21 protein-coding genes and 1 riboswitch are annotated in these 21639 nt (G+C 57.9%); of the genes, 15 read left to right on the top strand and 6 right to left on the bottom strand.

From position 1 onward, the window contains the following. Nucleotides 1-56: 56 nt before the first annotated feature. From ACR0KC_RS08785 to ACR0KC_RS08775, 3 genes are all read left to right on the top strand, one after another. Nucleotides 57-1106 (top strand): TRAP transporter substrate-binding protein, encoded by a 1050-nt coding sequence (locus tag ACR0KC_RS08785; RefSeq protein ID WP_170393770.1) that lies wholly within the window; start codon nt 57-59, stop codon nt 1104-1106. A 160-nt stretch (nt 1107-1266) separates the two neighbouring features. Then, complete coding sequence (locus ACR0KC_RS08780; RefSeq protein ID WP_170393768.1) at nt 1267-2574, top strand: TRAP transporter large permease; 1308 nt, start codon at nt 1267-1269, stop codon at nt 2572-2574. Between the two features lie 13 nt (nt 2575-2587). Continuing rightward, nucleotides 2588-2998, top strand: coding sequence for a universal stress protein (locus ACR0KC_RS08775; RefSeq protein ID WP_170422517.1), 411 nt, complete (start codon nt 2588-2590; stop codon nt 2996-2998). Between the two features lie 70 nt (nt 2999-3068). Here the strand turns inward: ACR0KC_RS08775 and ACR0KC_RS08770 are convergent, their stop codons facing one another. Continuing rightward, complete coding sequence (locus tag ACR0KC_RS08770) at nt 3069-3368, bottom strand: CcdB family protein (protein WP_170422515.1); 300 nt, start codon at nt 3366-3368, stop codon at nt 3069-3071. Next, nucleotides 3368-3598 carry a type II toxin-antitoxin system CcdA family antitoxin gene (locus ACR0KC_RS08765; RefSeq protein WP_170422513.1) on the bottom strand — a complete coding sequence of 77 codons (231 nt, stop codon included), beginning with the start codon at nt 3596-3598 and terminating at the stop codon, nt 3368-3370. Before ACR0KC_RS08765 ends, ACR0KC_RS08770 begins: the two co-directional genes overlap by 1 nt. A gap of 179 nt (nt 3599-3777) precedes the next feature. Further along, nucleotides 3778-3883, top strand: a riboswitch (TPP riboswitch). A 32-nt stretch (nt 3884-3915) separates the two neighbouring features. On the opposite strand from ACR0KC_RS08765, the gene thiB reads away from it, so the two are divergent. From thiB to ACR0KC_RS08750, 3 genes are read left to right on the top strand one after another with little or no spacing between them, the layout of a single operon-like run. After that, nucleotides 3916-4896, top strand: coding sequence for a thiamine ABC transporter substrate binding subunit (gene thiB / locus ACR0KC_RS08760; RefSeq protein ID WP_223118453.1), 981 nt, complete (start codon nt 3916-3918; stop codon nt 4894-4896). Then, nucleotides 4872-6419: a thiamine/thiamine pyrophosphate ABC transporter permease ThiP gene (locus ACR0KC_RS08755; RefSeq protein WP_480771727.1), complete on the top strand. Its 1548-nt coding sequence runs from the start codon at nt 4872-4874 to the stop codon at nt 6417-6419. Before thiB ends, ACR0KC_RS08755 begins: the two co-directional genes overlap by 25 nt. Then, nucleotides 6406-7098, top strand: a complete 693-nt coding sequence (locus tag ACR0KC_RS08750; RefSeq protein ID WP_170393755.1) for a thiamine ABC transporter ATP-binding protein — start codon at nt 6406-6408, stop codon at nt 7096-7098. Before ACR0KC_RS08755 ends, ACR0KC_RS08750 begins: the two co-directional genes overlap by 14 nt. Here the strand turns inward: ACR0KC_RS08750 and ACR0KC_RS08745 are convergent. The 4 genes from ACR0KC_RS08745 to ACR0KC_RS08730 form a co-directional block, all read right to left on the bottom strand. Then, on the bottom strand, nt 7086-7604 hold the full coding sequence (locus ACR0KC_RS08745) for a putative molybdenum carrier protein (protein ID WP_170422505.1): 519 nt from the start codon (nt 7602-7604) through the stop codon (nt 7086-7088). The two genes, ACR0KC_RS08750 and ACR0KC_RS08745, sit on opposite strands and share 13 nt — an antisense overlap. Beyond that, on the bottom strand, nt 7601-8533 hold the full coding sequence (locus ACR0KC_RS08740; RefSeq protein ID WP_480771726.1) for a 4-hydroxyproline epimerase: 933 nt from the start codon (nt 8531-8533) through the stop codon (nt 7601-7603). Before ACR0KC_RS08740 ends, ACR0KC_RS08745 begins: the two co-directional genes overlap by 4 nt. Next, entirely contained in the window at nt 8524-9483 is a 960-nt protein-coding gene (locus tag ACR0KC_RS08735) for a dihydrodipicolinate synthase family protein (RefSeq protein ID WP_480771725.1), read from the bottom strand. Before ACR0KC_RS08735 ends, ACR0KC_RS08740 begins: the two co-directional genes overlap by 10 nt. Before the next feature lie 62 nt (nt 9484-9545). After that, nucleotides 9546-10148 (bottom strand): helix-turn-helix domain-containing protein, encoded by a 603-nt coding sequence (locus ACR0KC_RS08730; protein ID WP_170393747.1) that lies wholly within the window; start codon nt 10146-10148, stop codon nt 9546-9548. Nucleotides 10149-10295: 147 nt separating this feature from the next. On the opposite strand from ACR0KC_RS08730, the gene glyA reads away from it, so the two are divergent. The 9 genes from glyA to ACR0KC_RS08685 all read left to right on the top strand — a co-directional run bounded on the left by glyA (nt 10296) and on the right by ACR0KC_RS08685 (nt 21610). Continuing rightward, on the top strand, nt 10296-11549 hold the full coding sequence (glyA, locus tag ACR0KC_RS08725) for a serine hydroxymethyltransferase (protein WP_480771724.1): 1254 nt from the start codon (nt 10296-10298) through the stop codon (nt 11547-11549). An 11-nt stretch (nt 11550-11560) separates the two neighbouring features. After that, nucleotides 11561-12940, top strand: coding sequence for a dihydrolipoyl dehydrogenase (gene lpdA / locus ACR0KC_RS08720; protein WP_480771723.1), 1380 nt, complete (start codon nt 11561-11563; stop codon nt 12938-12940). A gap of 14 nt (nt 12941-12954) precedes the next feature. After that, on the top strand, nt 12955-13899 hold the full coding sequence (lipA, locus tag ACR0KC_RS08715) for a lipoyl synthase (RefSeq protein WP_480705944.1): 945 nt from the start codon (nt 12955-12957) through the stop codon (nt 13897-13899). Nucleotides 13900-13924: 25 nt separating this feature from the next. Continuing rightward, on the top strand, nt 13925-15298 hold the full coding sequence (locus ACR0KC_RS08710) for an alanine/glycine:cation symporter family protein (RefSeq protein WP_480705942.1): 1374 nt from the start codon (nt 13925-13927) through the stop codon (nt 15296-15298). 75 nt (nt 15299-15373) lie between these two features. Beyond that, on the top strand, nt 15374-15796 hold the full coding sequence (locus ACR0KC_RS08705; protein ID WP_170393736.1) for a universal stress protein: 423 nt from the start codon (nt 15374-15376) through the stop codon (nt 15794-15796). 16 nt (nt 15797-15812) lie between these two features. After that, the gene (gene gcvT / locus ACR0KC_RS08700; RefSeq protein ID WP_170732594.1) at nt 15813-16907 is read left to right on the top strand and encodes a glycine cleavage system aminomethyltransferase GcvT; all 1095 of its coding nucleotides are present in this window, start codon (nt 15813-15815) and stop codon (nt 16905-16907) included. A 17-nt stretch (nt 16908-16924) separates the two neighbouring features. Next, nucleotides 16925-17290 carry a glycine cleavage system protein GcvH gene (gcvH, locus tag ACR0KC_RS08695; protein WP_170393732.1) on the top strand — a complete coding sequence of 122 codons (366 nt, stop codon included), beginning with the start codon at nt 16925-16927 and terminating at the stop codon, nt 17288-17290. Between the two features lie 111 nt (nt 17291-17401). Further along, complete coding sequence (gene gcvP / locus ACR0KC_RS08690) at nt 17402-20257, top strand: aminomethyl-transferring glycine dehydrogenase (RefSeq protein WP_170596853.1); 2856 nt, start codon at nt 17402-17404, stop codon at nt 20255-20257. Between the two features lie 198 nt (nt 20258-20455). Continuing rightward, the gene (locus ACR0KC_RS08685) at nt 20456-21610 is read left to right on the top strand and encodes a phosphoserine transaminase (RefSeq protein ID WP_480771722.1); all 1155 of its coding nucleotides are present in this window, start codon (nt 20456-20458) and stop codon (nt 21608-21610) included. Nucleotides 21611-21639 lie beyond the last annotated feature (29 nt).

The following is a 21639-nucleotide window of genomic DNA, read 5'->3' as shown; positions in this document are numbered from 1 at the left end:
GGGCGCCTGTAAATACAAACGAAAACAGACTGATCCACTAACGAGGAGGAATTAACATGAAACCAAACAGGTTTGTGCACACAACCATGTGGGCAGGCGCCATAGCCGTGACCGCAAGCATTGCCGTCGCACAAGATGGGCCGCCGGATGAAGTAACCGAGTGGACCTTCCAGCCCGCATTTGACCAGACCGATGCCGGCTGGGACAATGGCCTGATCCCTTGGGTTGAAGCAGTTGAAAAAGCGACTGAAGGCACGGTCAAAATCCGTGTTGAGCCCGCAGGGGCGCTGGTCAGTGGTGCAGAGGCCTTTGGCGCAGCGGCGGCTGGTCTGACCGATGGTTACGCGGGCTGGGGTTCAGTCTATGGCGGCGACATGCCCGAAGGCATGCTGGCGTTTGGCATGGCCATGGGCGCCGACAACACCGAAGAAGCGTGGGAAGTGATGTGGGGCAACCCCGACTACCGCGTTGGTGACATCGTGCAAGAGGCCGCCAATGCGCGGAACCTGCAGTGGGCAGGCTGGACCAACCAGGGACCGAACGCAATGTTCACCAAGTTCCGGGTCGAAAAACTGGAAGATCTGGAAGGCCGCAAGATGCGCGCCGGTGGACCCCAGGCCATCTTTCACTCGACCATGGGCGGCGCGCCGGTCTCGATGAACGGTGGTGAGATTTACACCGCAATCAAACTGGGCACCATCGAAGGCACCTACTGGGATACAGGCGGCATCGATGACATGTCGTTCCAGGAAGTAATCGACTATGCGATCATGCCCGGCTGGAACCCTGCTCAGCACCAGGAGATCTTCATCAACCTGCAGAGCTGGAACGCACTGACCGACTGGCAGCGCGAAAAGATCAACGGAGTTTTCGAAGAAACCTATTTCGAAACCAGCCGCATGCATGCGGAAGGTGTCGAAGAAGCGCTTCAAATCCTGCGCGATGCCGGTGGTGAAGTAATCGAGCTGAGCGATGAAGAAGTTGCTCGTATGCGCGAGAAATCCATTGCCGAGGTTTGGCCGCAGGTTGCGGCCGCATCCGAGGGCAACGCCAAAGGCGTGGAAATCTTCAAGAGGTTCCTGGAAGACAAGGCGAACGCGCAATAATCCCGCGCAATGTCATCTTTCCAATATAGCTAAAACTCTTTCGCTGGCCCGATCGTCGGGCCAGCGGACCAGACGGGCGCATGTCAGTGTTAAAAGCACTGCTGACACGCAACCCGGCAAAGACCGCGCGAACGGCCACTAGGTAGGGAAACTAAAGATCATGAGCCTCGAACTAATTACAGCGCTGTATTTCTTAATACTGTTTGGGATCCTTTTCATGGGGCTGCCGGTTGCGTTCGGCTTGGGCGGAACAGCGGTTCTATTTGCCCTGGTTTTCGAACCTCGCGCGCTGTTGTCCGTGCCCAGTGCATTCTATTCAACGCCTTGGAATTCGGTACTGGTCACAGTGCCTTTGTTCCTGTTCATGGGCTCACTCATAAGATTTTCGGGGATAGCCGAAACGGCCTATGATGCCGTTTACAAGCTGATCGGCCACATTCATGGTGGTCTCGCGATGGGTACAGTTCAGGTCTGTACTGTTTTTGCTGCAATCACCGGCATCACGCCACCGGCGACCACCACGATGGGTCAGATCGCCTATCCTTCGATGATGCGCTACAAATATGATCGCCGTATCGCGATCGGTTGTATCGCGGCAGGCGGTGCGTTGGGTGCGCTGATCCCACCAAGCGTTCCGTTCATCTTCTATGGATTGCTCGCCAAGGTTTCGATCGGTGACCTGTTCATGGCGGGGTTGCTGCCCGGCCTGATGCTGGCCACGTTCTACACGATCTACATCGGCGTACGTTGTAAAATCCAGCCCGAGCTGGGCCCCGCCCTGCCCGCTGATCAGAAATTCACCCGCACCGAAAAACTGACCGCCGTTCTCAGCATCTGGCCGTTTGCCTTACTCATCATCATCGTTCTGGGCGTCATCTGGGGCGGTATCGCAACACCGGCGGAAGCTGCCGCATTTGGTGCCGCAGGCGCCTTTGTCATCAACCTGATCTACGGCAAACTGACCTGGGAGGTGCTGAGGGAATCGTTGGTGTCCACCTTGAAGCTCAGCGGTATGGGGCTTTGGATTCTGATTGGTGCCACAGTCTATCTTAATGTGTTCAACACGCTTGGCAGCCAGGACCTGCTGACCAATCTGGTTCTTTCCATGCCCGGCGGTGCAACCGGCATCCTGCTGATGATGATGCTGATCATCCTCGTCCTGGGTATGGTGATGGATGATTGGGCCATCATCATGCTTTGCACACCACTGTTCATCCCGATTATCGACGAATTGGGGATCGACAAGCTGTGGTTTGGCGCGCTGTTCATCGTGAACATCCAAATCGCTTACCTGACACCTCCGTTCGGTTTTGTGCTGTTCTGGATCAAAGGGGTTCTGCCCAAGGATGTCAGCATGGGGGATGTCTACAATTCGGTTGGCCCGTTTGTGGCACTCCAGTTCGTTGGCCTGACACTGATCTTCATCTTCCCGCAGATCGCCACCTGGTTGCCCAACATCCTGAAATAATCCGGAGGTACAGATGTATAACCATATCCTCGTTCCAGTCGCCCCTGATCACATCAACGACTGTGCCAAATCTCTGGATGCAGCAAGCCGCTTGCTGACGGATGGCGGGACAGTATCGGTGCTGTCCGTTCTCGAAGAACTACCTTCGTATATCGGGTCGTACTTTCCACCCGAGCAGGTTCAGAAAAGCGTTTCTGATTTTGAGGACAAACTGAACGCATCGATGGAGTCTCCGAAGATCGGCACTCATGTTGTTACAGGTCATCCAACAAATTCCATTCTGGATTGGGCCGAAGAACACAAAGTGGACTGCATAGTGGTGGCGTCACACCAACCGGGCCTTTCGGACTATCTGATCGGTTCAACGGCTGCACGTGTTGTCCGCCATGCACATTGCAGTGTCGTGGTACTGCGCGACAAGTAGAGCAGAAGCATAACACCTGACAGGTGTTATGCGTGCAAGATGGCTGGCCAATGAGGCCAGCCATTGTCGTTCAGAACCCTTGCATCAGCATGTCTACGGCCACGGTGATCTGCTCGAAATCATCTTTCAGATGACCCACTGGTGATTTGAGGAGCCCTACAGGAACAGCAGCCATGAACTGGGTCACCATTACAACCTGCTCACCATCTATCAGGAACTCAGGGTTGAGGCGGGTCGCTGGTTTCGGCGCATGTGCTTTTGGTAAAAGCGGCACCACCATGCGGGTATTCAGATCGCTCAGAAGATCGGTTTGCACATCCAGAAGATAGCCATCGCCGGATGGGTTGTGGAATACATCGTATTTCGGCATCAGAACTGACGAAAGCCATCCAAGGGCAACCCGTGCCGTTCAACATACGAGTTTGAGCTTAGCAGTGCCTCCGCGTTTTCGGCCCTCCACTGTGCTGCCTTCGCAGCGGCAACGGCGGCACGCAATCCTTCTTCGGCGGCACGCGACAGGTTCACGTTCAGCGCTCTGGCCTCGGTGAGCAATGCGCTATCAAGTGATAGATTGGTCGGTTTGCGTGGTTGAGTGTTCATTCTTTCTTGGCCTCCATGTGCCTGAGAATATCAATATACTATATGCGCGTCAAATATGCGCATATCTCCTAAAGGACTTCTCTGGCTTCGTGGCTCGTTCTTATGGTATTTCATTCAATGCTTATTGAACGAGAACCTAACGATTTCGGTTGAAATCAGCCTCTCATCCCCCTAATCACGACCCTACCTCGGGGTGCGCTAAAGACCGCGCTGAGATGCCAATTGGCAAACCCGTTGAACCTGAACCGGCTAGAACCGGCGGAGGGAAAGGTACAGGTTTCATCCATCCTTACCCTCTCGCCGCATTGGAGGATGATATGAAACATCTGGCAATTGCTGCGGGAATACTGACTGCGACTTCGGCTGTGGCAGCCGATAAGCCCACGTTGACCGTATATACTTACGACAGCTTCGTTTCGGACTGGGGCCCCGGCCCGAAGGTCGAAGAGGCGTTTGAAGCGCAATGCGAATGCGACCTGAACCTTGTCGGCGTCGAAGATGGCGCGGCACTGCTGTCACGCATTCGGCTGGAAGGCGAAAACAGCGACGCCGATATTGTATTGGGTTTGGATACCAACTTGATATCGGCAGCTAAAGAAACCGGCCTGTTTGCACCTCATTCAGTCACTGCCGAGTATGCTCTGCCCATCGAGTGGACCGACACAGTTTTTGCCCCCTACGACTGGGGTTACTTTGCATTTGTTCACAATGCAGATTTTGCCGCTCCTAACAGCTTCCGCGAGTTGGCAGATAGTGACATCAAGATCATCATTCAGGATCCGCGTTCATCGACGCCGGGGCTGGGTCTTCTGCTGTGGGTCAAGGCCGCGTATGGCGATGAAGCCCAAGAAATCTGGGCTGACCTTGCTGACAATATCGTGACGGTTACCAAGGGCTGGTCCGAGTCATATGGCTTGTTCCTTGAAGGTGAGGCCGACATGGTTCTAAGCTATACGACCTCGCCAGCCTATCACCTGATTGCCGAGGAAGATGCCAGCAAAGCAGCAGCAGCCTTTGACGAAGGCCATTATATGCAGATCGAGGTTGCGGCCAAGCTAGCCAATTCCGATCAGCCCGAGCTGGCAGATCAGTTTCTGAACTTCATGGTGTCTGACGCGTTTCAGACGATCATTCCAACGACCAACTGGATGTACCCTGCCGTAACTCCATCTTCCGGTCTGCCCGAAGGTTTTGAAACTCTAACGATCCCTCAGAAGTCTCTGCTGTTTGATCAGGACCAAGCCGCCATTGCGCGGGAACAGGCGCTTTCGGAATGGTTGGGCGCACTCAGCCAGTAAACCCACTCCCCGGTGTCAGTGCGGCGGCCATCGTTGCCGCACTGATATTGGGCACGTTGTTCATGGTGGCGGTGCGGGCAGATGCAGGCGGCGGGTTTGGTCCCGCCGACTGGGCTGCCTTACGCTTTACCCTGCTCCAGGCGACGCTCTCTGCAATGTTCAGCGCCGGTCTGGCTATTCCGGTCGCCCGCGCACTGGCGCGCCGCCGGTTCACCGGCAGGCGAGTCCTGATCACGCTGTTGGGTGCACCTTTCATCCTACCGGTCATCGTCGCCATTCTGGGATTGCTTCAGGTCTTTGGCCGGGCAGGATGGATCTCGGACGCGTTGGGCTATTTCGGTCTGCCGCCCATTCGAATCTATGGGCTGCACGGCGTCGTTCTGGCCCACGTATTTTTTAATCTACCTCTGGCAACACGCCTGATCTTGCAGGGTTGGCAGGAGATCCCTGCCGAGCGTTTCCGGCTAGCGGCCCAACTTGGGTGCGAAGGAATGGCAATGTTCCGTTTGATCGAACTGCCAATGCTTCGCCGCATTCTGCCCGGAGTGTTGGCCGTGATCTTCGCCATTTGCCTGACCAGTTTTGCGGTTGCCCTGACGCTGGGTGGAGGGCCGCGCGCCACCACGATTGAACTCGCGATCTATCAGGCCTTTACATATGATTTTGACTTAGGGCGCGCCGCCTTATTATCCGCTTTGCAACTTGTCCTGACCGCAGCGGCTGCTTTGGCAGCCTTAAAGTTCTCGCGCGGCGACGGGTTCGGTACCGGCCTGAATCGTGAGATCCGGCGCTGGGATGGCCGAGGACCACTGCTGGATGCGTTTTGGATTATCATCGCCGCCGCGTTCCTGCTGCTACCTCTGGCATCCGTCACGATTTCGGGTATCGCTGGGCTGTTTGAGATGCCGGTTTTGGTGTTCCGTGCCGCTATAATTTCAATCTGTGTTGCCGCCGCCAGTACCATGCTCCTATTACTGCTGGCACTGCCCATGGCGACAGCCGTCGCGACAGGCCGGTTCGGCATCGTCGAACTTGGCGGACTTCTTGGCCTCGCCGCCTCGCCCTTGGTCATTGGTACGGGTCTCTTTATTCTGATCCGCCCGCTGGCCAATCCGACAACTCTTGCGTTGCCGGTAACCGCGCTTGTGAACGCGGTCATGGCCTTGCCCTTCGCCCTTCGAATTTTGGTTCCCGCAGCGCGTGATGTATTGGAACGGCACGGGCGGTTGGCACTGGCCCTGAACATGAACAACTGGTCCTTTTTCTTGCGTGTCATGCTTCCACGCCTGCGCCCCCAGGTCGGTTTTGCCGCGGGCCTGACGGCGGCACTGTCCATGGGTGATCTGGGTGTGATCGCCCTGTTTGCAGATGCGCAGATCGCAACGCTGCCCCTGCAAATCTACCGCCTGATGGGCGCCTACCAGATGCAGGCCGCAGCAGGAGGCGCGCTGCTGCTGCTTATACTATCGATGGGTGTTTTCTGGGTTCTGGATCGAGGGGGTCGCTGGCATGCTGAAGCTTGACAATTGCATCATCGCAAATGGCGATTTCCAATTAAGCGCTGACTTTGAGGTCAAGGCCGGATCCAGCGTTGCGATCATCGGTCCGTCGGGGGCAGGAAAATCAACACTTCTTGAAACTATCGCCGGTTTTCGAGACCTGAGAAGTGGGCACATCCACTGGAAGGATCATGACCTATCGACATTACCACCAGGCAGTCGACCGATGGCAATGCTGTTTCAGGACGGAAACCTGTTTCCTCACCTGAGCGCCGAACAGAATGTCGCCCTGGGCCTAAGGCCCAATGGAGGTTTGACTGCAGACGACCAACACCACATTCAATCGGCCCTCGGCCGCGTTGGCCTGCAGGGAATGGCGGCCAGAAAGCCCGCTGAATTATCAGGTGGTCAGCAAAGCCGCGTGGCGCTGGCCAGAATCCTCGTGCAAAAGCGTCAGGTGTTATTGCTCGACGAACCTTTCGCCGCCCTTGGCCCTGCCCTGAAAACAGAGATGCTCGATCTGGTCGCTGAATTAGTCGCCGAGACCAAAACCACCCTGCTTATGGTCAGCCACGACCCACGGGATGCGCTTCGGATAACCGACCAAACCGTATTGGTTGCGGATCAAATCGCACATCCACCTGCTGAGACCGAGACACTCTTCAACAATCCTCCGCCAGCGCTGCGCGATTATTTGGGCTGAATGAACTGATCCAGACAAGCGTCCAGCACCTCGTGCACACGCGGACCAATCTCGGGGGCCTCCGAAGCGCGCGGGCCTGCAATGTTCAGAACAGTCACAGGGTTGGCGCTCAGCCAAGCACGTATCTGTTGCGCGCAATCGGCCTTTCCTTTTCTGATATCCACCACCAGATGCGGTTTTTCAGCATCAACTGCAAACTCAACCGTTTTCCGCGTGCCGGGACTGTCTGACCCGTCGATAAAAACAAGCGTGGCGTCACTGGCAAAGACGTTGAGCCTTGTCCGTTCAGCGACATCTTCAGACTTCGTTTCAACAAGCCCGCTGAGATGAGCCGGGATCAGCCCATCCTCATTTGTTCGACCCTTCGGCACCCAGCCGCCGTAAGGGATGCCGTTTGCGCGGGCAAACTCCAATGCGGCAGTGTCTACGCCGGTTTGTCCACCTGATACGATTTTCTGAACACGACGCCCGAATGGGATTCCGTCTTGCTCGTCTCCCTGCGTCAACGCGCAATACCAAATTGAAACGGATCATTCTGCGCAAAGAAGAGCTTACCCTCTGCCATCACATGCGCCTGGCCAGTTAGCTGGGGAACAATGCCTCCGCCCTGCCCCGGCTGATAGGACAGCCTGTACGAACTTCCGATGATGCTTTCCTGAACGATTTCTTCCCCAGCGGACAAGCGCCGACTGGCCGCGAGGCAGGCCAGCCGGGCCGAGCTGCCGGTGCCGCAAGGCGAGCGGTCATAGTCATCGTCGGGGCACAGAACAAAGTTTCTGCTATGAATACCTGCATTCGGTGAGGTGCCCTGAAAGATCACGTGATCAACCAGCTCGCCATTTTCGCCACCAACTTCTTGCGCAATGCAGGCTTCGCGAATTGCGATAGCCATGTCGGTCAGCGGGCGAATGTTCTCAGGCGCAACCGGGATCGGGCTTGGTTCGACAATGAAGAACCAATTGCCGCCATAAGCGACATCGCCGGTGACGGGGCCATACTCTGCAGTCTCGACCGTCACGGACTGATGTACGCGGCGGCTTTCAATGTTGGTGACCTGCACGGTGTTGGCGTCCAGCAGATCAATCTTAACCTCACCTACTGGAGTTTCGATTCGGTGCGCGCCAACCTCGATCTGTCCAAGATGCGCCAATGTTACGCCCAACCCGATCGTCCCATGGCCGCACATGCCCAGTACCGCATCTGCGTCAAAGTAGATCACGCCCGCTTTGCATTCAGCACTGACCGGTTCGACAAGGAGCGCCCCGACCATGCCGGGCTGGCCGCGTGGCTCCAGTAGAACAGACTTGTAGAACCGCTCATGTTCCGTTGCCAGTCGCTTGGCGCGTTCAGCCAGTGATCCTGAACCCAAATCAGGCCCCCCGTCCAGAATGACCCGTGTGGGCATTCCACCGGTATGGCTGTCAATCACATGCATTCCGCAATGACCCCACCCTGACGAACCCAATCGGTAAACCACGACTTAAACAAATTGTACTGTTGCTCGCAGTAAGTTCGCTGGGCGTCAGATAACACGTCGGTTTCATTGAAATGCAGGCGGTATTCTTCTTCGCCGTTCAGCACCAGAAGATGCTTGTAGTAAAGAACAAGATCCGTGCCTTCGTCAAAACTTGCCAGAACGCCAAATGCCTCGTCCAACTCCCGCGCGCGCAACCGTGCTTCGGCATGTCCCTCTGCTGCCTTTTTCGAAAGCGCCGCAAGCAACAATGCCTCTTTGGGCAGCGCCGTTCCTATCCCGGTGATCGATCCGGTGGCGCCGCAATTCACAAACCCATGGTAGACTTCAGTATCGACGCCTACCATCAAAGTGACCTGATCGTCCTGCGATGTAATATGTTCGGCGGCATAGCGCATGTCGCTCTTGCCCCCGAACTCCTTAAAGCCAACCAAATTCGGATGCTCGGCCCGCAGTGCAAAAAACAATTCCGCACGGGTGGCAAACCCATAGACAGGGCTGTTGTAGATGATCGCAGGCACGTCCGGTGCCGCAGAAAGAATAGCCTTGAAGTGGTTCTTTTGCGCGGCAACCGATGAGCCTCGTGACAGAACCCGAGGGATAACCATCAACCCTGCCGCGCCGACCTTCTGTGCATGTGCTGCGTGCGCCACAGCGGAATTCGAGTTGATGGCACCCGTCCCCACGACAACCGGCAAGCCAGCGTCGACCAGTCGTTCCACGCCCTCCATCCGTTGGGCATCCGTCAGAAGCGGCCAATCCCCCATCGAGCCACAATAGACGACAGCGGACATGCCGGCCGCGATCATCTCTTTGCCCTTTTTGACCAGCGCGTCAAAGTCAGGTGTCCTGTCGGCCTTACACGGCGTCATAAGGGCAGGCATAGTTCCAGTGAAAATAGTCCGGTCCATGAGATATCCGTTTGCTCAGGTTGGTATTGGTATTCTGCGCGAAAGCGCCGTGGCCTAACGTGTCATTCCAGCGAAACCCACAGGACCCTGGCGTCTTCCTTACTCGTAGAAATACAGCCATGCCCCATACCGCTATCGTAGTACAGAGAATCTCCGGGTTTCATCGGTAAGGGGCGGTAATGCTCGGATACGAATATCAACTCGCCACTGATAACGTACATAAATTCTTCGCCTGTGTGCCTGATCCAGTTCTCATATTCTGATATGTCACGCGCTTTTATCGTCGCGATATAAGGAAGCATTCGCTTACTGGTCAGGTCCGAGCACAGCAATTCATGCATGTAGGTCGGCGTATTTCTTATCTCGCCTTGCCCTTTCGGCGTAAAATCACGTCGCCCCGAAATTCCCGATTGGGCGGACTGCAAGAACAGCTGTGGCGTATTCATGTCCAAGGCCTGTGTCAGCCGCCGCACGATCTCGAAACTTGGACGTGTCTGGTTGTTTTCGATCTTTGAAAGTGTTGATCGACCGATTCCCGCTTCGCGCCCGGCCTCCTCCAATGTCCAGCCTTTTGCGCGGCGTGCATCCCGGATCGACCGACCCAAAGCCGCCCCCTCGTCCTGTTCTTCCGGTCCGGCACCATCTTTCAGGTTGTCCTCAGACATGGGAATCTCCTTGTTTTATCAAAGCTTACTCATTTCCCCCGAGCCAAACAACTTTACTGTGATGAAATTTTTGTTGCCTTGCGTACACTAATTCCACTATAGGAAACAAAATTTCGTACACTGGAAACGAGATTACAGGAGGAGATCATGTTCACAAAACCGCTCACCGAGGCTGATCCCATCATCGCTGCATCGATCGCACGCGAGGGCAAACGCCAGGCTGAACAGATCGAACTGATCGCTTCCGAGAACATCGTCTCTCAGGCAGTGATCGATGCGCAGGGTTCCGTACTTACAAACAAATACGCCGAGGGCTATCCAGGTCGCCGCTATTATGGTGGGTGTGAATATGTGGATGAGGTTGAGGCCGAAGCCATTGATCGATTGAAGAAGCTGTTTGGCTGTGAATATGCAAACGTTCAGCCGCACTCGGGCGCGCAAGCCAACGGGGCGGTTAAGCTGGCACTACTCAGCCCAGGTGACACGATTCTTGGTATGTCGCTGGATGCTGGGGGTCACCTGACCCATGGCGCAAAACCTGCCCAGTCCGGCAAGTGGTTCCGTCCGGTTCAATATGGCCTGACCCAGGCCGGGCTGATTGACTATGATCAGGTTGAAGAATTGGCGAAAGCCGAAAAGCCCAAACTGATCATTGCAGGCGCATCGGCCTATTCGCAAAAGATCGATTTCGCACGCTTCCGCGCCATTGCCGACGAAGTTGGCGCATGGCTTCTGGCAGACATGGCCCACATCGCCGGCTTGGTTGCGACTGGCCTGCATCCCTCGCCCATCGGGCACGCACACATTGTTACGTCGACTACGCACAAGACGCTACGCGGTCCGCGCGGTGGGATTATTCTTACAAACGATGAAGCGCTGGCAAAAAAGATCAACTCGGCTGTTTTCCCCGGTCTGCAGGGCGGCCCTCTGATGCATGTGATCGCAGGCAAGGCGGTCGCCTTTGGTGAAGCGCTGCAGCCTGAATTCAAAGAATATATGCAGCGCGTTGTCGACAGTGCCTCGGCACTGGCCAACGTGATGATGGCGCGCGGGTGCGACATCGTTTCGGGCGGCACTGAGAACCACCTTATGCTGGTTGATCTGCGCCCAGTCGGCGTAACCGGCAAAGACGCCGAAGCGGCGCTAGAGCGTGCAGGATTCACCTGCAACAAAAACAGCGTTCCGGGTGATCCCGAAAAGCCCACTGTCACCAGCGGCATCCGTCTTGGTACGGCCGCAGGCTGCAGCCGTGGGTTTGGACCAGAAGAGTTCAAACAGATTGGCCACATGATCGGTGATGTGTTGGACGCGCTGGCACAATCGTCTGACGGTGACGAGACCGTCGAAAAGGAAACCCGTGAAAAGGTCCGCGCGCTCTGCGCAAGCCACCCGATCTACTGAAAGAAGACCAAATGACTTACGATCTTATTGTCATCGGGGGCGGTCCGGGCGGCTATGTCGCCGCGATCCGCGCGGCACAGCTGGGCCTGAAAGTCGCTTGCGTTGAAGGCCGCAGTGCGCTTGGCGGGACCTGTTTGAATGTGGGGTGCATACCCTCCAAAGCGTTGCTGACCTCCTCGGCCAAATATGCCGAACTTGCACATCTCTCCTCCCACGGTATTGCGGTCGAGGGGGCCAGCATCGATGTGCCCGCAATGATGGGACGCAAGGACAAGATCGTAGGCGACCTGACCAAGGGCATTGCGTTTTTGTTCAAAAAAAACGGCGTAGATCTGATCGAAGGGTGGGCCAGAATTCCGGCCGCTGGTCAGGTCAAGGTGGGTGACGAAGTCCATGAGGCCAAGAACATCCTCATTGCCACTGGTTCCGAACCTACCCCGTTGCCAGGAATTGAGATTGACGAGCAAGATATCCTCAGTTCGACGGGCGCGATTGCGCTGGAGAGTGTGCCCGAGCATCTGGTGGTGATCGGTGCCGGTGTCATCGGACTGGAACTTGGGCAAGTTTGGGCGCGTCTCGGAGCCAAAGTTACGGTCGTCGAATATCTGGACCGCGTGCTGCCCGGCATGGATGGTGAAATTGCCAAACTGGCGCAACGCGCGCTGTCAAAACGTGGCCTGAAATTCCAGCTGGGCCGGGCACTGAAATCCGTCGACAAAACGGATACTGGTCTGACACTAACTGTGGACCGCGTCGGCAAGGACAAAGAAGAAGTGATCGAGGCCGACAAGGTGTTGATCGCCGTGGGTCGCCGCCCAGTCACACGTGGCCTTGGCTTGGAAGAGCTGGGCGTGGCCGTGAACCAACGCGGTTTCATTGAAGTTGATGGCGCATTTCAGACATCTGTCCCGGGCATCTACGCCATCGGTGATTGCGTTCCCGGACCTATGTTGGCGCACAAGGCCGAAGAAGATGGTGTCGCCTGTATAGAAATGCTGGCAGGCGAAGCTGGCCACGTCGATTACAACACTGTTCCCGGCGTGGTGTACACCGACCCCGAAGTCGCCTCGGTTGGTTTGACCGAAGAAGCACTGAAAGAATCCGGTGCCGAGTATTCGGTCGGCAAATTCGCCTTCATGGCGAACTCGCGCGCGCGTTCGACCGGTGAAACAGACGGTGCAGTGAAGGTTCTGGCAGACCCGAACGGCCAGATCCTGGGTGCGCATATTTGCGGAGCCCATGGCGGCGATCTGATCGCAGAACTGGTTCTGGCGATGACAAAGGGCGCAACGGTGTCCGAAGTCGCTGCAACCTGCCATGCGCACCCGGCCATGGGCGAGGCCGTCAAAGAAGCCTGCCTCGACGCCCTGGGCCGCGCGATCCACGCATAAGGGAGACCAGCCAGATGACCATCCAGCTTCGTCCTCGCCACCCGGAAAAAGCCAAAAAGGCCGACAGTGTCATCCCGCGCAAGCCCAGGTGGATTCGCAAGAAAAAGGGCGACAGCGCTGAATACTATGAAACACGACGCCTCATGCGCGAGCATGATCTGGCGACGGTCTGCGAAGAAGCCGCCTGCCCCAATATCGGCGAATGCTGGTCCAAGCGCCACGCCACCATGATGATCATGGGTGAGGTTTGCACGCGGGGTTGTTCGTTCTGCAATGTCTCAACGGGTCGCCCGGATGCTCTGGATGTGTTTGAACCCGGGCGAGTCGCCGCCGCCGTCAAGAAGCTGGGCCTGCGTCATGTGGTGATCACCTCGGTCGATCGCGATGATCTGGCAGATGGTGGGGCCGAGCATATCGCTCAGACCATCCGTGCCGTGCGCCATCAGAACCCCGGAACGACTGTCGAGGTTCTGACACCCGATTTTCTTGGAAAAGGCACTGCGTCAGAGATCGTATTTGAAGCGGCGCCGGACGTTTTCAACCACAATCTGGAAACTGTGCCGCACCTTTATCCAACTGTGCGACCGGGTGCACGCTATTACACCTCGCTGCGTCTGCTGGATGATGCCAAACGCGCGAACCCGGAGCTTTTTACCAAATCTGGCCTGATGGTCGGGATTGGCGAAAGTCTGGACGATGTCCGTCAGGTCATGGACGACCTGCGCGCGGCCAATGTCGATTTCCTGACCGTCGGCCAATATCTGCAACCGACCCCTAAACACCATCCGATTAACCGGTTCTGGACACCGGAAGAATTTGCCCAACTGGAACAGATCGCGCGTTCCAAGGGCTTTTTGCACGTGTCGGCAACTCCGCTGACCCGATCATCGTTCCACGCGGACGAAGACTTTGCCGCCCTCAAGCAGGCCCGCCAGCGGGCTTTGGCGAACAGGGCATAAACCTAACGCAAATGGGAGGGAAACCATGGAAGCGTTAAATTCAATCGTAGGGGCCATCAATGGCGTCGTGTGGGGGCCGCTGATGCTGGTTCTCATTCTCGGCGTTGGCTTCTTCCTGCAGGTCGGCCTGAAGTTCATGCCGATCCTGCGCATTGGCACGGGCTTCAGCCTGCTGTTCAAAGGCCGCGAAGGTCAGGGCGAGGGCCAGATCAGCCCGTTCAACGCGCTGATGACCTCGCTATCTGCGACTATCGGTACGGGCAACATCGCTGGTGTGGCCACTGCTGTCTTCCTGGGCGGTCCGGGTGCCTTGTTCTGGATGTGGATGACCGCCCTGGTGGGCATGGCCACCAAATATGCCGAAGCTGTCTGCGCGGTGAAATACCGCGAAAAAGACGAGCTTGGTAACTATGTCGGCGGCCCGATGTACTACATCAAAAATGGCCTCGGCGCGAAATGGGCCTGGCTGGGTGTTGCATTTGCTCTGTTCGGCGCAATCGCGGCGTTCGGCATCGGCAACGGCGTACAGGCCAATGGTGTTGCACAGGTTCTGGAGTCGAACTTCGGCCTGAACACTTCGGTTACCGGCGCTGTCCTGATGGTTCTGACCGCGGCCGTGATCCTGGGCGGCATCACCCGCATCGGTGCGGTTGCAGGTAAACTGGTTCCGTTCATGGCGATTGCCTACATCGTCGCAGGCCTGCTGGTTCTACTGATCAACATCGGTAACATCGGCTCCGCTCTGTCGCTTGTTTTCACCTACGCCTTCACCCCGTCGGCCGCCGAAGGTGGTTTCGCGGGTGCTGCCGTTTGGGCCGCGATCCGCTTTGGTGTGGCACGTGGTGTTTTCTCGAACGAAGCCGGTCTGGGTTCCGCTCCGATCGCACACGCCGCAGCCGAGACCAAAGGTCCGGTCAACCAGGGCCTGATCGCGATGCTGGGTACGTTCATCGACACAATCATCGTCTGCACCATCACCGGTCTGGCGATCATCTCGTCGGGTGCGTGGACATCGGGTGAATCCGGTGCAGCACTAACCAGTCACGCGTTCGAACTGTCGCTGCCGGGTATCGGTGGGTATCTCATCGCCATCGCTCTGTCGATCTTTGCCTTTACCACCATTCTGGGCTGGTCCTTCTATGGCGAGAAATGTGTTGAGTTTCTGCTAGGCGTGAAATCCCTGATGCCCTACCGCGTCCTGTGGATCGTCATGATCTATTTTGGCGCAACAGCGGATCTGGGCTTCATCTGGCTGCTGGCCGATACGCTGAACGCGATGATGGCCATTCCGAACCTGATCGCCCTGGCGCTGCTGAGCCCGATCGTCTTCAAACTGACGAAAGAGTTCTTCGCTTCGGGCGGCAAGTCCGAAGAGCCAGGCGGCACACCCGCCGAATAATCTCGGATGAAAATACGGGGGGCCATCCCGGCCCCCCGGCTTCAAACAGAATTCCATTTCTCGAGGAGAGACGTGATGGCCACGAAAATCCTGCTGCCGATTGATCACACCGACGACCGTTCGTGGAAGAACGCCCTGCCGCTCGCACAAGAACAAGCAAAGTTCTACGGTGCCGAATTGCACGCGATTGCCGTCATTCCTGAGATCATCCAGTTGCCGAACCTGCCCGCCAACTATGGCGCAGGCGCAAAAGACCACGTGCGCAATGCGGTGCAGGCCATACTGGATCACAACGGTGCATCTGATGTGGCGATCCATATCGAAGAAGGCAGCGTCTATCGTGAGATACTGAAGCTCGCCTACAAAGAGGGCTTTGATCTGATCGTCATGGCTTCGACCAAAGGCGATTTTCCGAACTACGAGATTGGCCCGAACCTGGCCCGCGTCGTGCGCAACGCGCATTGCACCGTCACGGTTGTTCGCGACCAGTCCCGCTGATTGAAAGGTTAGTCTGATGACCGAACTAAAACGCACGCCTCTTCACGCTTTGCATGTTGAGTTGGGGGGTAAGTTGGTTGATTTTGCGGGATGGGAGATGCCTGTTCAGTATCCTTTGGGGATTATGGGGGAGCATAAGCAGTGTCGTGAGAAGGCGGCGGTGTTTGATGTGTCTCATATGGGTCAGGTGATTTTGCGGGGCGAGAATGTGGGTGAGAAGCTGGAAGCGCTTTGCCCGCAGGCCTATGCGACGCTGAAGGAAGGCAAGGCGCGGTACGGGTTCTTTACGAACGCAGAAGGCGGGATCATGGATGACCTGATCGTGTCGAATGCGGGCGATCATTACTTTGTGGTGGTGAACGCGGCGCTGCGGCATCAGGACATTCCGCATATGCGTGAGCACCTTGAAGGCGTTGAAGTGATCGAGATTTTCGACCGCGCGCTGGTGGCGGTTCAGGGCCCTGCGGCGGAAAACGTTGTGGGCGAACTGTGCCCCGCCGCGCGTGATCTAAAGTTCATGGAAACCACGGTTGCCGATATCAACGGTGTTGAGTGCCGTATCTCGCGGCTGGGCTATACCGGCGAGGATGGCTACGAGATCTCGATCCCCGAGGACAAGGCGATCGAGATCACCAAAGCCTTTCTGGCGCATGAGGATTGCGAGCCGGCCGGTCTGGGCGCGCGCGACAGCCTGCGGCTTGAGGCAGGTCTGTGCCTTTATGGCAATGACATCGACCAGAGCACCTCGCCGGTCGAGGCCTCGCTGGGCTGGGCGATGCAAAAGCGCCGCAAGGAAGAGGGCGGTTTCCCGGGCGCGGCCCGCGTGCAAAAGGAACTGGCCGAAGGTCCCGCGCGCAAGCTGGTGGGCATCAAGCCCGAAGGCCGTGCGCCTGCGCGTCAGGGTGTGGAAGTGCGGTGCCTTGAGGGCAACAGCATCGGTCAGATCACCTCGGGCGTGTTTGGCCCCACGGTGGGTGGACCGGTGGCGATGGGCTATGTGAGCAAAGGCCATGGCGAGCCGGGCGAGAAGGTGAACCTGATCATCCGGGGCAAGCCGCAACCGGCTGAGATCGTGGCGCTGCCCTTCGTCAAACAGAATTACAAGCGTTGAAGTCAGGAGAGAGAGACATGGCAACCTATTATTCCGAAGAGCATGAATGGCTGAGCGTTGACGGCGACACCGCCACGCTGGGCATCACCAAACACGCCGCCGAGCAGTTGGGTGACGTGGTGTTCGTGGAACAGCAGGAAGCAGGCGACGAGTTCGAAAAAGGCGGCGAGATCGGCGTGATTGAATCCGTCAAGGCGGCGTCCGAGCTTTACGCACCGGTCGACGGCGAGATCACCGAGGTGAACGAGGCGCTGGCCGACAATCCCGGCGCGCTGAACGAAGACCCCGAAGGCGAGGCCTGGATCTACAAGATCAAGATCGCGGACGCCTCGCAGCTCGAAGACCTGATGGACGAGGCCGGCTACAAGGCCTTCATCGGTTAACTCAGGCGGCGGGTCCGTGCGCGGCCCCGCCCCTTCATCTGTTTCCAAATACTTCCGCCGGAGGCTCCTGCCGTCTCCGCCGGGCCTGACCTATCCTTGAGGAGCGCACACATGGCCTTCAAACTGACCGATTACGAAGCCTATGACTTCGCCAACCGCCGCCATATCGGGCCCAGCCCGACCGAGATGCGCGACATGCTCAAGGTGATCGGCTTCAAGACGCTAGACGAGCTGATCGACGCCACCGTCCCGCCCGCGATCCGGCAGAAAGAGCCGCTGGACTGGGGTCCGGCGATGACCGAGCGCGATGCGCTCTTTCACATGAAAGAGGTGGCGAGCAAGAACAAGGTTCTGACCTCGCTGATCGGTCAGGGCTATTATGGCACCACCACGCCGGCGCCGATCCTGCGCAACATTCTGGAGAACCCGGCCTGGTACACGGCCTACACGCCTTATCAGCCCGAGATCAGCCAGGGCCGACTTGAGGCGCTGTTGAACTTCCAGACCATGGTCAGCGACCTGACCGGGCTGGACGTGGCCAACGCGTCCTTGCTGGACGAAGCGACTGCTGCGGCGGAAGCCATGGCGATGGCCAAGCGCGGCGGCCGGTCCAAGGCCAACAATGCAGCCTTCTTTGTCGACAAGAACTGCCACCCGCAGACCATCGCGGTGATTAAAACGCGCGCCGAGCCTCTGGGCATCGAGGTGCAGGTGGCTGATCCGGACACGCTGGATGCGGGCGCGGTCTTTGGCGCCATCTTCCAGTACCCCGGCACCCATGGCCATGTGCGCGACTTCACCGCCGAGATTGCGGCCCTGCATGAACACAAGGCGATTGCCATCGTCGCCGCCGATATCCTGTCGCTGGCGCTGCTGAAGTCGCCCGGTGAGATGGGCGCGGATATCGCCATCGGCTCGACCCAGCGCTTTGGTGTGCCGATGGGCTATGGTGGCCCGCACGCCGCGTATATGGCGACCACCGACAAGCTGAAGCGCTCGATGCCGGGCCGGATCATCGGTGTCAGCATCGACAGCCGGGGCAACAAGGCTTACCGCCTGGCGCTGCAGACCCGCGAACAGCACATCCGGCGTGAGAAAGCCAACTCGAATGTCTGCACCGCGCAGGCGCTGCTGGCGGTGATTGCCTCGATGTATGCCGTGTATCACGGCCCCGACGGCATCAAGGCCATCGCGCAATCGGTGCACCGCAAGACCTCGCGTTTGGCCGCCGGTCTGGAAGAGGCAGGCTTTGCTGTGGAGCCGGAAGTGTTCTTCGACACGATCACGGTTGAGGTTGGCCATCTGCAGAAAACGGTCATGGAGGCCGCTGTGGCCCGGGGCGTCAACCTGCGTAAGGTCGGCGACACGAAAGTGGGCATCAGCCTGGACGAACAGACCCGGCCCGAGACCATCGAGGCGGTCTGGGGGGCCTTCGGCATCGACCGCAAGGATGACAGCTCGAACGTGGCCTATCGCCTGCCGGATTACGCGCTGCGCGAAAGCGAGTACCTGACCCACCCGATCTTCCACAAGAACCGGGCCGAGGCCGAGATCACGCGCTACATGCGCCGTCTGGCCGACCGCGACCTGGCGCTGGACCGGGCGATGATCCCGCTGGGCTCGTGCACCATGAAGCTGAACGCCACGATCGAGATGATCCCGGTCACCTGGCCCGAGTTCGGCAACCTGCACCCGTTCTGCCCCGAAGATCAGGCGCAGGGCTATCACGAGATGATCGATGATCTGAACGACAAGCTGTGCCAGATCACCGGCTATGACGCGATCAGCCAGCAGCCCAACTCGGGGGCGCAGGGCGAATATGCGGGCCTGCTGACCATCCGTAACTACCACTTCGCCCGCGGCGAAGGGCAGCGGAACGTCTGCCTGATCCCGACCTCGGCGCATGGCACCAACCCGGCCTCGGCCCAGATGGTGGGCTGGCAGGTTGTGCCTGTGCAGGCGGATGAGAATGGCAACATTGATCTGAATGACTTCCGCGCCAAGGCCGAAAAGCACTCCGATCATCTGGCCGCCTGCATGATCACCTACCCCTCGACCCATGGCGTGTTCGAGACCACCGTGCAGGAGGTCTGCCAGATCACCCATGATCACGGCGGTCAGGTTTATATCGACGGCGCCAACATGAACGCCATGGTCGGCCTGTCGCGTCCCGGAGACATCGGCGGTGACGTCAGCCACCTGAACCTGCACAAGACCTTCTGCATCCCCCATGGCGGCGGCGGCCCCGGCATGGGTCCGATCGGCGTCAAGGCGCATCTGACCGAGCATCTGCCCGGCCACCCGGAATACGGCACTGCCGTGGGTCCGGTCTCGGCGGCGCCCTTTGGGTCTCCGTCCATCCTGCCGGTTAGCTGGGCCTATGTGCTGCTTATGGGCGGCGCGGGTCTGACGCAGGCGACCAAGGTGGCGATCCTGAACGCCAACTACATCGCGGCGCGGCTCAAGGATGCCTACCCGATCCTCTACACCTCGGAAACGGGTCGCGTGGCGCATGAATGCATCCTCGACACCCGCCCGCTGGACGAGGCGGCCCATGTCAGCGTCGATGACATTGCCAAACGTCTGGTGGACAGCGGCTTCCACGCGCCCACCATGTCCTGGCCGGTGGCCGGCACCCTGATGGTCGAGCCCACGGAATCGGAACCCATGGATGAGCTGGACCGCTTCTGCGACGCCATGCTGTCCATCCGCTCCGAGGCACAGGACATCATCGACGGCAAGATCGACGCGGAAAACAACCCGCTGAAAAACGCTCCCCACACGGTGCGCGATCTGGTCGGCGACTGGGACCGTCCCTACACCCGTGAACAGGCCTGCTTCCCCCCAGGCTCCATGGGCGTCGACAAATACTGGTCCCCCGTCAACCGCGTCGACAACGCATACGGCGACAGAAACCTCATCTGCACATGCCCGCCAATGACCGAATACATGGACGCAGCTGAATAAACCTCAATCAATAAACCCCCGCCAACTGGCGGGGGTTTTCGCCCATCGGAAACCTGTGTTCCGATCTGAGCCTATTTCCAGTGTCGTTTTCCGCTGATGAAGCGTCTTTTACGCTTGCTGCAGGTGCAAACGACCCATACCTCTGTGCGTGGGACACCCCTCCCCAACGAGGGGCGTGTATCTGGAAGGGTAATACACATGACTATCGAACAACCGGCGACGCGGCCGGCCAACCCGCGTTTTTCCTCGGGCCCCTGTGCCAAGCCCCCCACATTTGATCTGACCAAACTGGCGGATGCCGCCTTGGGCCGCTCGCATCGGGCTGCTGTCGGCAAGGACAAGCTGAAGGCGGCCATTGAAGGCACGCGAGAGATTCTAGGCATACCGGCGGATTATCGCATCGGCATTGTACCAGCCTCGGACACCGGTGCAGTTGAGATGGCGCTTTGGTCTTTGCTGGGTGAGCGTAAAGTTGAAATGCTGGCCTGGGAAAGCTTTGGCGCGGGTTGGGTGACTGATGTGGTCAAGCAACTGAAAATCGACGCTGAAGTGAAAACCGCCGAGTACGGGCAGATCATTGATCTCGCCTCCGTCGATTTCGCCAACGATGTGGTGTTCACATGGAACGGAACGACTTCGGGTGTGCGGGTCCCAGATGGCGACTGGATTGCCGATGATCGTCAGGGTCTGACGATCTGTGACGCGACATCCGCTGCGTTCGCGATGGACTTGCCATGGGACAAGTTGGATGTGACAACGTTCAGCTGGCAGAAGGTACTAGGCGGAGAGGCGGCTCATGGGATGCTTATCCTGTCTCCGCGCGCGGTCGAGCGCTTGGAGAGTTACACCCCGTCATGGCCATTGCCGAAGATCTTCCGCCTGACCAAAGGTGGCAAGCTGATTGATGGGATATTCACCGGCGCGACGATCAACACACCCTCAATGCTTGCGGTTGAGGATTACCTTTTCGCGTTGGATTGGGCGCGTTCAGTCGGAGGCTTGCAGGGGCTGATTGCTCGTGCGAATGCCAATGCTGGCGCGGTTCATGCGTTCTGCGACCAAAATGACTGGATCGCCAATCTGGCCGAAGACTCGACAACTCAATCAAATACGTCGGTCTGTCTGAAGTTCACCGATACGCGCATTCAAGATGGTGCCGTTTTTGCCAAAGCCGTCGCCAGACGGCTTGAGGCCGAAAACATTGCGCTTGATATCGGTGCCTATCGCGACGCCCCTGCGGGTCTGCGCATCTGGTGCGGCGGCACGGTTGAGACATCAGATATCGAGGCGATGCTGCCCTGGCTTGCATGGGCTTTTGAAGCCGAGATTGCAGCGCAAACCGAAGCTGCCTGACCTTTTCTACCGGGCCGCATCCGGCCCGG

The sequence above is a fragment of the Ruegeria sp. CF3 genome (genome assembly GCF_056537365.1).
The sequence above is the reverse complement of the archived record's forward strand: the minus strand, read 5'-3'. Positions and strand labels throughout refer to the sequence as shown.

Excerpts from the sequence above, each read along its gene's own strand:
- gcvP (WP_170596853.1), top strand. The coding sequence starts at position 17,402 with ATGGCCTTCAAACTGACCGATTACGAAGCCTATGACTTCGCCAACCGC.
- ACR0KC_RS08780 (WP_170393768.1), top strand. The coding sequence starts at position 1,267 with ATGAGCCTCGAACTAATTACAGCGCTGTATTTCTTAATACTGTTTGGG.
- lipA (WP_480705944.1), top strand. The coding sequence starts at position 12,955 with ATGACCATCCAGCTTCGTCCTCGCCACCCGGAAAAAGCCAAAAAGGCC.
- glyA (WP_480771724.1), top strand. The coding sequence starts at position 10,296 with ATGTTCACAAAACCGCTCACCGAGGCTGATCCCATCATCGCTGCATCG.
- ACR0KC_RS08785 (WP_170393770.1), top strand. The coding sequence starts at position 57 with ATGAAACCAAACAGGTTTGTGCACACAACCATGTGGGCAGGCGCCATA.
- ACR0KC_RS08710 (WP_480705942.1), top strand. The coding sequence starts at position 13,925 with ATGGAAGCGTTAAATTCAATCGTAGGGGCCATCAATGGCGTCGTGTGG.
- thiB (WP_223118453.1), top strand. The coding sequence starts at position 3,916 with ATGAAACATCTGGCAATTGCTGCGGGAATACTGACTGCGACTTCGGCT.
- gcvT (WP_170732594.1), top strand. The coding sequence starts at position 15,813 with ATGACCGAACTAAAACGCACGCCTCTTCACGCTTTGCATGTTGAGTTG.
- ACR0KC_RS08775 (WP_170422517.1), top strand. The coding sequence starts at position 2,588 with ATGTATAACCATATCCTCGTTCCAGTCGCCCCTGATCACATCAACGAC.
- gcvH (WP_170393732.1), top strand. The coding sequence starts at position 16,925 with ATGGCAACCTATTATTCCGAAGAGCATGAATGGCTGAGCGTTGACGGC.
- ACR0KC_RS08685 (WP_480771722.1), top strand. The coding sequence starts at position 20,456 with ATGACTATCGAACAACCGGCGACGCGGCCGGCCAACCCGCGTTTTTCC.
- ACR0KC_RS08730 (WP_170393747.1), bottom strand. The coding sequence starts at position 10,148 with ATGTCTGAGGACAACCTGAAAGATGGTGCCGGACCGGAAGAACAGGAC.
- ACR0KC_RS08770 (WP_170422515.1), bottom strand. The coding sequence starts at position 3,368 with ATGCCGAAATACGATGTATTCCACAACCCATCCGGCGATGGCTATCTT.
- ACR0KC_RS08705 (WP_170393736.1), top strand. The coding sequence starts at position 15,374 with ATGGCCACGAAAATCCTGCTGCCGATTGATCACACCGACGACCGTTCG.
- ACR0KC_RS08755 (WP_480771727.1), top strand. The coding sequence starts at position 4,872 with ATGGTTGGGCGCACTCAGCCAGTAAACCCACTCCCCGGTGTCAGTGCG.
- ACR0KC_RS08765 (WP_170422513.1), bottom strand. The coding sequence starts at position 3,598 with ATGAACACTCAACCACGCAAACCGACCAATCTATCACTTGATAGCGCA.
- lpdA (WP_480771723.1), top strand. The coding sequence starts at position 11,561 with ATGACTTACGATCTTATTGTCATCGGGGGCGGTCCGGGCGGCTATGTC.
- ACR0KC_RS08735 (WP_480771725.1), bottom strand. The coding sequence starts at position 9,483 with ATGGACCGGACTATTTTCACTGGAACTATGCCTGCCCTTATGACGCCG.
- ACR0KC_RS08750 (WP_170393755.1), top strand. The coding sequence starts at position 6,406 with ATGCTGAAGCTTGACAATTGCATCATCGCAAATGGCGATTTCCAATTA.
- ACR0KC_RS08740 (WP_480771726.1), bottom strand. The coding sequence starts at position 8,533 with ATGCATGTGATTGACAGCCATACCGGTGGAATGCCCACACGGGTCATT.